The sequence below is a fragment of the Jatrophihabitans sp. genome (genome assembly GCF_036388195.1).
Lineage (GTDB): Bacteria > Actinomycetota > Actinomycetes > Mycobacteriales > Jatrophihabitantaceae > Jatrophihabitans_A.
The window spans coordinates 12,377-27,685 of the sequence record NZ_DASVSG010000154.1 but is presented as its reverse complement, the minus strand read 5'-3'; the positions used below and the strand labels follow the sequence as shown (position 1 = coordinate 27,685).

The 15,309-nt window shown below is 68.5% G+C and carries 11 protein-coding genes; all 11 read left to right on the top strand.

Features of this window, described 5'->3' with window-relative positions; all coding sequences use genetic code 11:
- The first annotated feature begins 54 nt into the window (after window positions 1–54).
- Complete coding sequence (locus VF612_RS15765) at window positions 55–633, top strand: LmbU family transcriptional regulator (protein WP_408660802.1); 579 nt, start codon at window positions 55–57, stop codon at window positions 631–633.
- A gap of 297 nt (window positions 634–930) precedes the next feature.
- The gene (locus VF612_RS15760; RefSeq protein WP_408660801.1) at window positions 931–1,959 is read left to right on the top strand and encodes an Inducer of phenazine A; all 1,029 of its coding nucleotides are present in this window, start codon (window positions 931–933) and stop codon (window positions 1,957–1,959) included.
- Window positions 1,960–2,179: 220 nt separating this feature from the next.
- Window positions 2,180–4,393, top strand: a complete 2,214-nt coding sequence (locus tag VF612_RS15755) for an iron-containing redox enzyme family protein (RefSeq protein WP_408660800.1) — start codon at window positions 2,180–2,182, stop codon at window positions 4,391–4,393.
- 105 nt (window positions 4,394–4,498) lie between these two features.
- Window positions 4,499–6,337, top strand: a complete 1,839-nt coding sequence (locus tag VF612_RS15750; RefSeq protein ID WP_408660799.1) for a carbamoyltransferase family protein — start codon at window positions 4,499–4,501, stop codon at window positions 6,335–6,337.
- 44 nt (window positions 6,338–6,381) lie between these two features.
- Window positions 6,382–6,522: a hypothetical protein gene (locus VF612_RS15745; protein WP_408660798.1), complete on the top strand. Its 141-nt coding sequence runs from the start codon at window positions 6,382–6,384 to the stop codon at window positions 6,520–6,522.
- Window positions 6,523–6,619: 97 nt separating this feature from the next.
- Window positions 6,620–7,573: a TauD/TfdA family dioxygenase gene (locus tag VF612_RS15740; protein ID WP_408660797.1), complete on the top strand. Its 954-nt coding sequence runs from the start codon at window positions 6,620–6,622 to the stop codon at window positions 7,571–7,573.
- 37 nt (window positions 7,574–7,610) lie between these two features.
- On the top strand, window positions 7,611–8,867 hold the full coding sequence (locus VF612_RS15735; RefSeq protein WP_408660796.1) for an ATP-grasp domain-containing protein: 1,257 nt from the start codon (window positions 7,611–7,613) through the stop codon (window positions 8,865–8,867).
- Window positions 8,868–8,984: 117 nt separating this feature from the next.
- Window positions 8,985–9,251, top strand: a complete 267-nt coding sequence (locus VF612_RS15730; RefSeq protein ID WP_408660795.1) for a hypothetical protein — start codon at window positions 8,985–8,987, stop codon at window positions 9,249–9,251.
- Window positions 9,248–10,516: an ATP-grasp domain-containing protein gene (locus tag VF612_RS15725; RefSeq protein WP_408660794.1), complete on the top strand. Its 1,269-nt coding sequence runs from the start codon at window positions 9,248–9,250 to the stop codon at window positions 10,514–10,516. The genes VF612_RS15730 and VF612_RS15725 overlap by 4 nt, the downstream gene beginning before the upstream one ends.
- Window positions 10,513–11,655, top strand: coding sequence for a glutamine-hydrolyzing carbamoyl-phosphate synthase small subunit (gene carA / locus VF612_RS15720; protein ID WP_408660793.1), 1,143 nt, complete (start codon window positions 10,513–10,515; stop codon window positions 11,653–11,655). Before VF612_RS15725 ends, carA begins: the two co-directional genes overlap by 4 nt.
- Complete coding sequence (carB, locus tag VF612_RS15715) at window positions 11,648–14,959, top strand: carbamoyl-phosphate synthase large subunit (protein ID WP_408660792.1); 3,312 nt, start codon at window positions 11,648–11,650, stop codon at window positions 14,957–14,959. Before carA ends, carB begins: the two co-directional genes overlap by 8 nt.
- Window positions 14,960–15,309 lie beyond the last annotated feature (350 nt).

Below are 15,309 nucleotides of genomic sequence, written 5' to 3'. Positions count from 1 at the left end.
AGCCAGCGGTACCTGGCCAACCGGGCTCGACCGGCGCGGCAGCACGACAGCAAGGTGAACGCTACGAGCGTCGGGCTGTGCTTCCCCGAGCGGATGCTGGAGTTCGATGACTGGCAGGTGACCGGAGCGCGTATCGCCCGGATGGCCAGCTCGTCGGCGTGGTACCTCGGAGATTGGTTGATCTACGGCGAGGCGCACTACGCCGACCGTTACCGCCATGCGGTGGAGACGGTGGGCCTCAATTATCAGACCTTGCGGAACTACGCATGGGTCGCCCGGCGCTTCCCCTTGTCTCGACGCCGAGACAAGTTGTCGTTCAATCATCATATGGAAGTGGCAAAGCTCTCTGTCGATGATCAGGACTGGTGGCTCGACCGAGCGGTCAAGCAAGGGTGGTCGGTGCAGGAGTTGCGCCGGCGGCTGAAGCAGAAGCACGAGGGCGCGGAGCAGAACGGCAGATCCCAGCGGGTGGTTCCCAAGATCAACGCCGATGAGGACCGCCTGGAACGCTGGCATGCCGCCGCAAGGCAGGCTAGCACGACGTTCGACTACTGGGTGGTCGCGAGCCTGGACCACGCCGCAGACAGGATTCTCGACGAGAGCCAGACGGATCCGCACGCCTCCACCCTGTAGATTCACCGGGTTGACTGCGTGCCCGGCATCGGGCTGTGGCGCCAAGGATGAATCCCGAAGCAGTCGATAAGCGAATCCTTGCACCTCCCGGATCAACGAGATAAATTGCTCTTAGTCCCCCACTGAGTAACGCACGATATCGGCGCTGCCGCCTTCGATCACGCGATGCGAATGGCCGCTCCTGCCCTTCCCACGATTGATTCCGCCGTCCTTGAGCCATGCCTTCCTGTGGGCACGACCACACATCCTCCATCGCAATGGTGAATACCAACCCGCGGCACTTTAGGAGCACGTACGGTGAAGCTTCATCGAGATGTATTGACTCCGCAGCATCAGGAGTACGCCAAGTTCAATGACCCCGCCGAGATGCGGTACCTGCCTTACCTGATGAATTTTCATCGAGCGAACTACCGTTCACCGGTCATCAATACCGACCGAGCCGGATTCCGCATCTCGCACGGCCCGGACGGCGTCACCGCCTCCGCGGCCGGGCACATTCCCCCGGGGCCGGTGCGGGTGATCTCGGGCAGCTCGACCGTCATGGGCATCGGCGCCACCAGCGATGCGACCACGTTGGCATCGCTGCTCTGGAGCCGGCATGCGCCGTCGACCCCGTGGCTGAACTTCGGCGGCCGGTGCTACAACTCGACCCAGGAGCTGCTGCTGTTCATGCTGTACCGCCACCTGCTGCCGGAGATCGACGAGATCGTGATCTTCTCGGGCATGAACGATCTCACCGTCTGCCGGTGGCCCGAGTGGCAGCAGGGCGATCACGGGGCGTTCTTCTTCTGTGGCGAGTACTTCGAGAAGATGGAGGAGCTGCGGGCCGCCCATCGCAAGGCCAAGGGCAGGGGCTGGCGGTCGACGACCCGGCCGACCATCGCCACCCACGACGATGCCCGCCGAGACATTCCCACGGTCATCGAGTCGGCCGCCGACCTGACCCTCCGGCACCTGGACACCTGGCAGCTGCTGGCCGGTCCGGGCACCCGCGTCTCCTACGTCCTGCAGCCGATGTCGCTGTGGATGCGGGATGCCCGGGCACCCCAGGAGCAACTGCTGTTCGACGAGATCGACCGCATCTCGACGCTGGGGACGTGGGAGGCGCTGTACGGTGATGTCTCCACCCCGGAGGTTTCGCAGGCCTTCTCCGAGAAAGTGCGGGTCGGCTGCGAGAAGCGAAGCATTCCGTATTACGACCTCAATCCCGTCGTCGCCGCCGCGACCGTCCCCGATGAGTGGCTGTTCGTAGATCGCACCCATTACACGGACAAGGGCTCGGACATCGTGGCCGGGATTCTCGCCGACACGCTGAAGCTTTCCTGATCCCTGTCCTTCTGTAGTCAGTTCCCTCTCCAGATTGGAACGGTCATGTCATTTCTTCGATTTATCTCGGACAAGTTGTTCCGGCGCAAGAAGCTGGACAAGCGCAAGAACGACGCCTCCATCTACCCGATGTACTGAGCGCGCCGCTGCATTCCACCGTTCCATTCGAGCTTCAAGCACACACGAGGAGAAACTCATGCTAGGCCGAGCATCAGCCGGCGTGATCGCTGCGTCCGCTCCGCAGGATATGCGGTCCGACGGCGGCGGTTCAGCTCACCGGACGGTGTACGCCTACGCGGCCGACCCCGAGGCGTGCGTTCCCGGCAACGAGCTGGTAGCCGCGATCGAGGACGAGCTGCGCCACCACGCGCGCGGCCGGCAGGAGTCCCAGGAGTCCCTGGACGACCTGGTGGCCGACGCGCGTGCCTGGTCGCAGGCCATCGGTGACCGGTTCCGGGAGCTGGCGGACCGGGCGGTCGAGGACGGCGACCGGGCCATCCTGCAGCGCGGCATCGCCCTCGGGTGCGCGCCGTTGAGCGTGGCGTCCGGAGCCTGGCTGCAGTGGCTGAGCTCCCCCGGCAACGCCGATGACCCGGTGGCGCTGAAGATACTGTCCCTGTACGCGGCCGATGTCGGGGTGGGCCATTCCGGGGCGTCCCGGGGCGATGCCTACCTGGAGTTGCTGCGGCGGCTGCGGGTGTCGGACAACGCGACGCCGATGGCGCGGCTGACCCGCGATCATCGCATCGCCGAGGTGTCCTTTCGCCTGCCGGGCCTGCTGTTGCTGATGAGCCGCCGGCCCGAGGACTTCCGGGCTCAGATCCTCGGCGCTGACTTCTGCCTCCGGTCGGTGGGCCTGCTGCCACCCCTGACGGCTGTCCGGCGCGCGATGCCCAAAGCCGTGGACTGGGTTGCCATCGACCCGGCTGCCGGCCGGGAGGTCGACGTCCCGGTATCGGCACAGCGGTGCCGCGACGCGATCGATGACCTGCTGGCCAAGGATGGCCCGGACGCCGCAGCCGCGGTCAGGACGGGCTTCTGTTGGGCGCTGTCGCTGCTGCGGTCCTGGGCAGACGCCCTTCATCGGGACGTGCAGGCGTCGCTGGAACCCGGCCACGCCATGGCCGAGCTGATGCGCCATCGCGCTCGCGAAGGCTCGGTCTACCATCACCACTACGAGCTGGAGGGCCGGTCGCTGGCTGCCTGGCTGAACGACTGCCGCACCGATCCTGCGCCGCTGTTGGACGTCCTGGCCCGCAGCCGGCTGGTGAAGCCGGGCAATTCTCAGGCGAGTTCGCTGGTCAGAGGCCTGATCAGCGAGCGTGGCCCGATGTTCCGGGTGTTCTCGCCGGAGGATCTGACGACGATCCGGCGCTGGATCGACTCACTCGCCGCACCTGGCCCAGCCGGCCAGATGCAGCCGGTCGCCGGCGCAGCGATCTCGGACGACAACGGTGGCGACGACAACGGTGGCGCCGACGACGGTAGCGCCAGGGTGGCCAGGGCGTTGCGGGCAGGACCGCCCTCGGGGGGCCGCGCTCCAGCCGACGTGCGGGAGGCCTACCACCTGCTGATGAACCGCACCGACACCCCCGCGCTGCGGGCCTGGTGTCACGACTACATCACCAGCTGGCTGGCGCGGTGCCGCTACGGGATGGCTGCCGGAACCGGGCCGCTGCCGACGGGCTGGACGGCCGAAGGGCTCCGGCCGTGGTTGCAGGCACAGCACGATCTGCACGGCGCGGAGTTCGAGCACACCGCCGAGGAGCCGCTGCCCTCCCGGGAGGCGGTCATCGACGACACGCTGCAGACCGCGCCGCTGACCCTGATCGATGGCAGCTGGCTGCAGGGTTTCACCGACTACGAGCTGGCATCCTCAGACATCGGTCACCCGCTGTTCGAGACGTACTGGGACGAGCTCGGCAATGGCGAGCCGAAGCTCAATCACCCGCTGATCTATCGCCAGGTGCTCGCCGAGATGGGCATCGAGCTTCCCCCGACCGCGTCGGTGGAGTTCTCGCAGCGCCCGGAGATCAGGGACCGCTCCTTCGAGCTCCCGGTGTACTGGCTGGCGGTAGGCCGCTTTCCTCGCACCTTCCTGCCGGAGATCCTCGGGCTCAACCTGGCGATGGAGCTCTCGGGTGTCGGCGGCACCTACCGCCGCGCCAGGATCGCGTTGAAGACCTACGGCTTCAACACCCGGTTCGTCGACATCCACAACACCATCGACAACGTCGCGACGGGCCACTCGGCCTGGGCGGCGGACGCGGTGGACACCTTCCTCACGGCCTTGCCGGACTCACCGGGGCCCACCGGCCGGGCCGAGGCCTGGAACCGGGTGCGAGCCGGATACCGATCGCTCAATCCCCCGAGCGGTCTGGGCGCCCGGATGGCCGCTCGGCGCACCGAGCTCGTCAATCGATGGCGGAGCTGATCTCGACGCGGCTTCTGGCCGCCACACCATCAATCGAGGCCGTCCCGGAAAGGCCTGCAACGCCACGGACATCCGTGGCCACGTCAACTGCGGAGGAGCACGCCGGTGTCTGATCTCGTACTCGGCATCTCAGCTTTCTATCACGACAGCGCGAGCGCTCTGGTCGCTGATGGCATACCGGTCGCGGCAGCGCAGGAGGAGCGGTTCAGCCGCCGGCGCCACGATGCCTCGTTCCCGGCCCAGGCCGTGCGGTACTGCCTGGACCAGCAGGGGGTGAGCCTGGCCGACGTCTCCGCGGTCGCCTACTACGAGGATCCGCAGCTGAAGTTCCGCAGGGTGCTGGCAACCCTCCTGGGCGCCGCGCCCACCGGCTTCGAGTCCTTCCGGGAAACCTTTCCCAGCTGGGTGGCGCCCAACGGGAAGCTGCGGACCGTCAATCGCGTGCGGCAGGAACTGCAATCGCTGAATCTCGGCCGGGTCCCGGACGTCATCGCACGGCGCCACCACGAGTCCCACGCCATGTCGGCGTTCATACCCAGCCCGTATGAGTCCGCGGCCGTCCTGTGCATCGACGGCGTCGGGGAATGGGCGACCACCACCATGTGGCACGGCAGGGGCAACGAGCTGCGGCCGGTGGCCGAAGTGAGGTTCCCGCACTCCCTCGGCCTGCTGTACTCGGCGTTCACCTACTTCTGTGGCTTCAAGGTGGACTCCGGCGAGTACAAGGTCATGGGCCTGGCGCCGTACGGCACACCCCGGTACGCGCAGGTGATCCGCGATCGGCTGATCGACATCAAGCCGGACGGTTCCTTCCGGCTGGACCTGCGGTACTTCGAGTACCTGCGCGGCCAGGTGATGACCGGCGCCGCGTTCGAGAAGCTGTTCGACGGGCCGCGGCGGGTCCCCGAAGGCCCGCTCACCCAGCGGGAGTTCGATCTGGCCGCCTCGGTGCAGAAGGTCACCGAGGAGGTGGTGCTGAAGCTGGCGCGGACCGCGCGCGAGCGCACCGGCGAGTCCAAGCTGTGCCTGGCCGGCGGTGTCGCGCTCAACTGCGTGGCCAACGGAAAGGTGATCGACGCGGGCATCTTCGACGAGGTGTGGATCCAGCCGGCTGCCGGCGATGCCGGCGGCGCGCTCGGCGCGGCCCAGGCGGTCGCCCTGGAGCACGGCGCGCAGCGCTCGCACCTCGGGACCGGACAGGACGCGATGTCCGGGTCGTTGCTCGGGCCGGAATTCGATGACGACACGATCGCCGAGTTCCTGCACGCGCACGCCATCCCGCACCGGCGGCTGGACAGCGCCGCGTTGGCAGACAGCGTCGCCGAGGCACTGGCGGACGGCAAGATCGTCGGCTGGTTCCAGGGCCGGATGGAATTCGGTCCGCGGGCTCTCGGAGCGCGCTCCATCCTCGGCGATCCACGCGACGCCGAGACCCAGTCGACGATGAATCTGAAGATCAAGTTCCGGGAGTCGTTCCGTCCCTTCGCGCCGGCCGTGCTGGCCTCCGATGCCAAGGACTACTTCGACCTCCGGCAGGAAAGCCCGTACATGCTCGTGGTGGCCGAGGTAGCGGCGGCTCAGCAACTGGAGGTCGGCCAGACCAATGCCACCGGCCTGGAGTTGTTGCGGCTACGGCGCTCCACCATTCCCGCGGTCACCCATGTCGATTACTCGGCCCGGGTCCAGACCGTCACCGAGGCGGCCAACCCCGCCTACCACCGGCTGCTGACCGCATTCAAGGCCCGAACCGGATGCCCGGTGCTGGTCAACACCTCGTTCAACGTACGGGGCGAACCCATCGTGAACACGCCGCATGACGCCTACACCTGCTTCATGCGCACGAACATCGACCTCCTCGCCCTGGGCAACTTCCTCCTGGAGAAGGAGGCCCAGCCGGCCTGGTCGGAAGAGTCGGACTGGCGCGAGGAGATCCCGCTCGACTGACCGGACCGGCCACCTCCCCCACACCACAGACCAAGGGCGGATAGATGCGCACCCTGCTGCTTTTCCTTCTGTACTACCTGATCGTCACCCCCATCGGCGCACTCAGTCGACTCGTGCGTGATCCGTTGAAGCGCGAGTGGAACGAACGAGCTGACACCTACTGGATCACCCCCGCGCGGCATTGACGTTCGTCGCGGGATCGGTTCGACGGCAGCGCCGGACCGAGACCCAATCCGGTGCTCAGCGCTGTCACAGGTCGGAACTCACCCCCCAGAGGTACACGTGATCACTTTCTGCCGGCTCATCAAGCATCACATCGACGACGCCGTACGAGATCTGCTGACCAAGGAGATCGAAGCCCGGGTCTCGGTGACCCGGCTGGATTCGGACGTGGACAACGTCATCCTGGCCAATATCGGCTCGCACGCGCTGCGACGCCACCTGCGGGGAGAGATCCTGCGTGCGATAGAGGTGTTCACCGCCACCGGCAGCCATGCCCTCACGCTGGCCAACCTGCCGACCCAGGAGTTCCCGGCCACCCCGGTGACCGGGTTCGGGAACGAGCCCGAACTCGCGGTGACCAACGCCGTCCACCTCGGACTCATCCGGCTGCTCGGATGCAGCCCGTTCGCGGTGAACTACGAGAACGACGGCCGGCTCATCCGCAATGTCGTGCCGAACCCGGCAGCGTCGGGAAAGACCAGCTCCTGGGGCGCGGACTCGGAGTTCTTCTGGCACTCCGACAATCCCCATCAGCCGTTCGGGTCGCCGGGTTCGGACCCCCGTCTGTACGCGCCGCAGTACCTGACCTTCTACGCCGTGCGCAATCACGAGCAGGTGCCCACCGAGCTCACCGCGATCGAGGATGTGGTGCTGCACCTGGACGAGACGACCCGGGAACGGTTGATGGCTCCGGAGTTCGAGGTCGGCGCCCCGGACTCCAATGACCAGGACACGACGCTTCCGTTGAAGGACACCCCGATCCTGGATGTCGATTCCTGCGGGCGTTACCGGGTCCGCTACGACTGCGGCACCACCATCGGTCACACGCCGGCGGCCAAGGACGCGCTCCAGCGCTGGCACGACGCCCTGCTGGACGTGCCGTCCGACGAGCTGATCCTGCAGCCCGGCGAGTTCATGATCTTCGACAACTACCGGGTGCTGCATCGCAGGCGGGCCTTCACGCCGCGATCCGACGGCTCCGCGCGGTGGCTACGTCGCTGCTACGCCGCCTGAACGACCCCTCGCACGCCATCATCGTTAGGAGCAAGCCATGTCACGCAGGTACCGGGTAGCAGTCATCGGGGGCCGGCCCGCCCCCATCTGGGGCGCCAAGGCACTCGGCATCGATGTCGTCCTCGTCCACGAGGAGGGCGCCTATGACGACTGGGTCATCCAGGAGTGCGAACGCATCCTGCACGCGCCGATCACCGACGGCCCGGCGATCCTCGAGGTGCTCAAGCCGCTGCACCAGGAGCGGCCCTTCGACCGGGTGCTCACCACCACCGAGCCGGCCGGTGAGTCCACCGGATATGTCGTGGACGTCCTGGGCCTGCCCGGTGTCTCCGAAGCGACGGCCCGGGCGCTGAAGGACAAGGTGTTGACCCGGGAGCTGCTCGCCCAGCACGACCTGAGCCCGGTGCGCTACCGCGCCGTGCAGAGCGTCGCCGACATCAGGGACTTCTTCGCCGAGGTAGGCGACCGCATCATCGTCAAGCCGGCCGACGGGGTGGCGAGCCTGCACATCCATCCGGTGGAGTCCGACGGCGACGCCGACCGGGCGTGGCACGCCCTGCAGGAAGCGGGGATCAGCCCCATCATCGCCGAGGAGTACCTGGACGGGCCGGTCGTCAGCGTGGATTCGTTCTCCCACGCGGGCCGTCATCTGCCGATCGGATACTCCGAGTACCGGATGAACGACCGGTACGTCGAGTGGGAGGTCAGCACACCCAGCCGGGTCGCCGTGCCGTACCTGGACGAGCTCCGCGCGCTCACCCCGAAGCTGCTCGATGCGGTGGGACTGACCGAGGGGCCGTCGCACAGCGAGTTCGTGTTGACCAAGAACGGCCCGCGGGTGCTCGAATCGCATGCCCGGCTGGCCGGCAGCGGCGCGCCCGAGTTGGTGCGGCGAGCCTTCGGATTCAACCTCAACCGGATGTTCCTCACCGTGCCGCTGGGCATCGAGGAGCTGCCCGCTGAGTCGCCCGAGCCGATCGGGGGCGCGGCGGTCCGGTTCTTCACGCCAGAGCCGGGCACGATCTCGGCCATCGACGTCGAGGAGGACGCCGCCGACGTGATCAGGCGGCTGCCCCAGGGCGAGGTGCCCCGGGTCTTCCTGCCGTACCTGGATGAGCTGATGGACATCGAGGTCGCCGCGGTCATCCAGAAGAGCGTGGGTGAGGTGGTGCCACCGCTGCTGACCGTCGCCGACTGCGTGTCCGGGTACGTGATCGCGTCCGGGCGCGATGCCGCTGATGCGGTGGCCAAGTGCGACCGGACCAACGACAAGATCCACTTCGAAACCCACTGACCTCTGGCCTCAGCCAGCCGCGCCATTCCCCGGCAGCACTCCCCCACGCCCTGGTCCCGAGCCCCGAACACCGCACTGTGAGGAAAAACTGATGGTTCGCACTCGACGGCGCCGGTCATGACGATGACCGCTGCCACCCCGGTGGAGTCCCTGGCACAACTGGATACGGCTCGCCGACTGGTCGCCGAGCAGTTCGACCTCGACGAGCCGCTGACCCGGGCCGCGCTCGACCTGATCGACTGCGCCGCCGAGGTCGTGAATCAGCTGCCGTGCGGAGATCTCGACTCGGCCAGGCAGGCGCTCGGATCTGCCCGCGCCGCGGTGATCTCCGCGGCCTACGCGGTGCGGCTGATCTCCGATCTGCCCAGGGCGGAGGAGACATGACGGCGCACATCGTCGTTCTCCACCGCTGGCGCGACAACCATGCCCTCTATGAGGAATACCTCGACCACACCACGCATCGGGTCAGCTATGTGACGACCGACCTGGGGCTGGCCTCGGTCCCTTCCGGCGCGACGGCGGTCCGGGTGGTCCCGGCCACCGACGATGTTGCCGAGGTGTGGCAGGCCGTCACCGCGCTCGCGGCCGAGCACGGGCCGCCGGCCCGGGTGATCGCGCTGAACGAAGGCGACCTGGACGCCGCGGCGATCATCCGGGAGAGCCTCGGATGTGCCGGCCAGAAGGTCGAGGACCTGGCCCGGTTCCGCGACAAGCTCGTCATGGTGGGCACGGTGGCCGGCCGGGGTGTGCCGGTACCGGCCTTCGCCGACGCTCCGGACGAGGCCGCCGTCCGGGACTTCGCGGACCGGCATGGCTGGCCGGTGGTGGTCAAGCCCCGTAAGGGAACCGCCAGCCGCGGCGTGCTGGTCCTGGAGTCGGCGGCCGACCTGGCCGCGCTGCGCGCCCTGGCGCCCGAGCCGCGATTGGTCGAGGCGTTCTGCCCCGGCGACATCCTGCACATCGACGGGTTGTGGACCGGGGCCGGGCTGGGGCCCTGGCGGGCATCGCGCTACCTGAACACCTGCGTGGACTTCACCCACGGCGAGGCGCTCGGCTCGGTCGAGATCGACGACGGCGCCCTGCTCGCAGCGCTGGGCGATTTCCTCGTGGCAGTTGCTGGAGCTTTGAGCAGCGAGCCCTGGGTGTTCCATCTGGAGGCCTTCGCCGGCACGACAGCGGACGGGCGGCCCGGCTTCACCTTCCTGGAAGCGGGATACCGGGTCGGGGGCGCGGAGATCCCGTTCGTCTGGCGCGAGGTGCACGGCATCGACCTGATGCGAGCCGCGGTGGACGTCCAGCTCGGCCGCCGTCCCGACCTCCCGGTACCGACGCAGTGGCAGACCGCCGGCTGGCTGCTGGTTCCGACGCCGGTACCGGCGCCCTGCCGGGTGATGTCCTGGGAGCTGCCCGAGCCGCCGGCGCCCGGCGAGGGACCGTACGCCACGGTCATTCCGGCGGTCGGCGGAGTGATTCCCCGGATAGGCGGCTACGAGCACGTCGGAGCCCGGTTCCGGTTCCGCGGCAACTCCAGCGGCGAGGTCGAGAAGGCGGTGATCCGGACGGCGGCGCACTTCCGGTTGGACTGCGAGGAGATCACTGCTCCGGTGGCAGCAGCTGCCGGCCCGGTGCGGTCAGGGGCCGGCCGATGACCGCTGCGACCACGTCCGACCGCGCTCCCGCCCTGCTCGTCCTGGAGGACGGCCGGAGCTTCCGCGGCTTCTCGCTGGGCGCGATCGGCGAGACGTTCGGTGAAGCCGTCTTCTGCACCGGCATGACCGGCTATCAGGAGACCCTCACCGACCCTTCCTACCACCGTCAGGTCGTGGTCATGACCGCGCCGCACATCGGCAACACCGGCATGAACCACGAGGATGTGGAGTCCGACCGGATCTGGGTGTCGGGCTACGTGGTGCGCGAGCCGGCCCGGCTTGCCTCCAGCTGGCGGGCCCGGTACGACCTCGACAGCGCGCTCCGCGCGCAGGGAGTGGTCGGGATCAGCGGCGTCGACACCCGGGCGCTGACCCGGCACCTGCGCGACCGGGGCGCGATGCGGGTGGGCATCTTCTCCGGCGACCTGGCCACTGACGAATCCGCCGGGTCCACCCTGCAGGCCAGGGTGCGGGCGACCGCGCCGATGACAGGAGCGGACCTCGCAGGCGATGTCTCCACCTCCGCGGCCTACGTCGTCCCGGCTGCCGGACCGAAGCGGTTCACCGTCGCCGCGGTCGACCTGGGGATCAAGACGATGACGTTGCGGCGGTTGGCCGAACGCGGCATCGAAACGCACGTGCTGCCGGCAGATGCCGGGCCGGACGCGGTGTACGCGATCGATCCGGACGCGGTCTTCCTCTCCAACGGCCCGGGTGATCCGGAGACGGCGGATCTCTCGCTGATCCAGACGGCGCTGGCGCGCCGTACGCCGGTGTTCGGAATCTGCCTCGGCCACGAGCTGCTCGGCCGTGCGCTGGGTTTCTCCACCTACAAGCTGAAGTACGGGCACCGCGGGATCAACCAGCCGGTGCAGGACCGCAGGACCGGCAAGGTCGAGATCACCGCTCACAATCACGGTTTCGCCCTGGACATGCCGCTGGACGGCCCGATCGCCACGCAGTTCGGCCGGGTCGAGGTGACGCACGTGTGCCTGAACGACAACGTGGTCGAGGGCCTGAGCCTGCTCGACCGCCCGGCGTTCAGCGTCCAGTACCACCCTGAGGCCTCGGCCGGGCCGCATGACGCCCGCCACCTGTTCGACCGCTTCGTGAGCATGCTGGAGGAACAACGTGCCTAGGCGGACAGACCTGGACTCCGTCCTGGTGATCGGCTCCGGCCCGATCGTGATCGGGCAGGCGGCCGAGTTCGACTACTCCGGCACCCAGGCGTGCCGGGTGCTGCGCCAGGAGGGCGTGCGAGTCATCCTGGTCAACTCCAACCCGGCGACCATCATGACCGACCCGCACCTGGCCGATGCCACCTACGTCGAGCCGATCACCCCGGAGATCGTGGAGAAGATCATCGCCAAGGAGCGCCCGGCCGCGCTGCTGCCGACCCTCGGCGGCCAGGTCGCGCTGAACACCGCGGTGGCGCTGGCCGAATCCGGCGTCCTGGACCGGTACGGGGTCGAGCTCATCGGCGCGACGATCGATGCCATCCGGGCCGGTGAGGACCGCGAGCGGTTCAAGCAGATCGTCGCCGAGGTGGGTGGCGAATCGGCCCGCTCGGTGATCTGCGACAGCCTGGCCGCGTGCCTGGGCGCCGTCGAGGATCTCGGCGGCTACCCGCTGGTGGTGCGCCCGTCCTTCACGATGGGCGGCGCCGGATCCGGAGTCGCGCACGACGAGACCGAGCTGCGGCGGATGGCCAGCGCCGGCCTGCGGCTCTCGCCCACCGGCGAGGTGCTGTTGGACGAGTCGGTGCTCGGCTGGAAGGAGTACGAGCTCGAGCTCATGCGGGACAAGCACGACAACGTGGTGGTGGTGTGCTCGATCGAGAACTTCGACCCGATGGGCGTGCACACCGGCGAGTCCATCACCGTGGCGCCGGCGATGACCCTCACCGACGTCGAGCATCAGCTGATGCGCGACCTGGCGAGCGCGGTGATCCGGGCGGTGGGCGTGGACACCGGCGGATGCAACATCCAGTTCGCGGTGAACCCGGTCAACGGCCGGATGCTCGTCATCGAGATGAACCCGCGGGTGTCGCGCTCGTCGGCGCTGGCGTCCAAGGCCACCGGCTTCCCGATCGCCAAGATCGCGGCGAAGCTGGCCGTCGGCTACACCCTGGACGAGATCCCCAACGACATCACCGGCGAGACGCCCGCCTCGTTCGAACCCGCGCTGGACTACGTGGTGGTCAAGGCGCCGCGGTTCTCCTTCGAGAAGTTCCCCGGAGCCGATCCGCGGCTGACCACCACGATGAAATCGGTGGGCGAGGCGATGGCCATCGGCGGCTGCTTCACCGAAGCGCTGCAGAAGGCGTTGAACTCCCTGGAGAAGAAGGGCTCGGAGTTCAGCTGGGCCGGTGAGCCCGGCGACAAGGCGGCGCTGCTCGAGCAGGCCGCGGTGCCCACCGAGAGCCGCATCACCACCGTGATGCGGGCCATCCGGGCCGGCGCCAGCATCGATGAGCTGTTCCAGGCGACCAAGATCGATCCCTGGTTCCTGGACCAGCTGCTGCTCATCCACCAGACGGCCCAGGCGATCGCCGCGGCCGAGCGGCTGACCCCCGGGCTGCTGTTCGAGGCCAAGCGCCATGGCTTCTCCGACGCCCAGCTGGCGCAGCTGCGGGGCCTTGCCGAGGCGGAGGTCCGCCAGCTCCGGCAGGCCGCCGGAGTGCGCCCGGTGTTCAAGACGGTCGACACCTGCGCGGCCGAGTTCGCGGCCAAGACCCCCTACCACTACTCGACGTACGCCGAGGAGACCGAGGTCACGCCACGACCGCGGCCGGCGGTGCTGATCCTGGGGTCAGGACCGAACCGGATCGGCCAGGGAATCGAATTCGACTACTCCTGCGTGCATGCGGCTCAGGCGCTACGGGCCGGCGGCTACGACACCGTCATGGTCAATTGCAATCCCGAGACGGTATCCACCGACTACGACACCGCTGATCGGCTCTACTTCGAGCCGCTCACCCTGGAACACGTGCTGGAGGTCGTCGAGGCCGAGCGCGCGGCCGGTCCGGTGGCCGGTGTCATCGTCCAGCTCGGTGGCCAGACGCCGCTGGGGCTGGCACAGCGCCTCAAGGATGCGGGGGTGCCGGTGCTCGGAACCCAGCCCGAGGCGATCCACCTGGCCGAGGACCGCGGCTCCTTCGGCCGGCTGCTCCACCAGGTGGGGCTGCCGTCGCCCGAGCACGGCACCGCGACCACCTACGACCAGGTGCGGACGGTGGCGCGCGAGATCGGCTACCCGGTGCTGGTGCGTCCCTCGTACGTGCTGGGCGGCCGGGGCATGGAGGTGGTCAACGACGAGGCCGGGTTGCTCGACTACATCGCCCGGGCTGCCGAGATGTCGGTCGAGCACCCGGCGCTGGTCGACCGGTTCCTCTCCGACGCCATCGAGGTCGACGTGGACGCCCTCTACGACGGCAGCGAGCTGTACCTCGGCGGGGTCATGGAGCACATCGAGGAGGCCGGCATCCATTCCGGTGACTCCGCCTGCGTGTTGCCGCCGCTCACCCTGACCTCCGGCCACATCGACTGCCTGCGGGCCTCCACGGCGGCGATCGCGGCCGCGGTGGGGGTGCGAGGTCTGATCAACATCCAGTTCGCCCTCGCCGGCGAGGTCTTCTACGTCCTGGAGGCCAATCCGCGCGCCTCGCGGACGGTGCCCTTCGTGTCCAAGGCCACGGCAGCGCCACTGGCCAAGGCAGCCGCCCGGATCGCGGTGGGCGCCTCGATCGATGACCTGCGCAAGGAGGGCATGTTGCCGGCCCAGGGCGACGGCGGGACGCTGCCACCCGGCGGTCCCATCGCGGTCAAGGAGGCGGTGCTGCCCTGGGCGCGGTTCAGCGCCCTGGACGGCAGCGGCCTGGACATCGACCTGGGACCGGAGATGCGCTCGACCGGCGAGGTGATGGCCATCGACACCGGCTTCGGCACCGCGTTCGCCAAGTCCCAGGCCGCGGCGCAGCTGGCCCTGCCGACCAAGGGCCGGGTCCTGGTGTCGGTGGCGGACCGGGACAAGCCCGCGATCGTCCACCCGATCCGCATGCTGGCCGAACTCGGCTTCGACATCCTGGCCACCAGGGGCACGGCGGCGGCACTGCGCCGCGCCGGCGTGGCCGTGACGACGGCCGTGCCGGTCAGGCCGGACGCCGGGCCGGGCCTGGACCCCGCTGTCGCCGAGCAGTTCGCTCGCGGCGAGATCGACCTGGTGATCAACACCATGTCCCGGACCGGCAGCCGGCTCGACGGCAGGGCGATCCGGACGGCCGCGGTCGCCCACGGGGTGCCCTGCCTGACCACCGTGCAGGCATTGGCCGTGGCCGTGCATGGCATCAGCGCGCTGCGCAGCCTGCCGGTCGAGGTCTGTTCGCTGCAGGAGTTCTCGCAGCTGCTGACCGCCGCGCGGGGTGGGCCGTCAGAGCGCCGATGAATACCGGCCGGCCTCGACAGCGCGCAGGACGACAGTCCTGCGAGGATTGTATGGAGTAGGAGTCACATCGCGGCGCCGAGGGCGTCCGGCGAAGCACCACCTCGCCGTGACTGTGGTAAACCGGCCGTGTTCGAGTGAGCACGGTTATCCGGCATCTTCCGGCTCAGCTGCGCGGGATGTGAGAGGGCGGCCGCTCGCCCCCGGTGTAACCGGGTGCTGCTGGCTAGCGTTCGCCGTCCCGTCATCTTCGATCGGCGAGAGGCTTCCGCGGCGTCTCTCAGATCGGATGAAGCCTTGCCTATAGCCTCAAACCTCACCCTGAAATCAGGGCCTACGATCCGGACTATCGA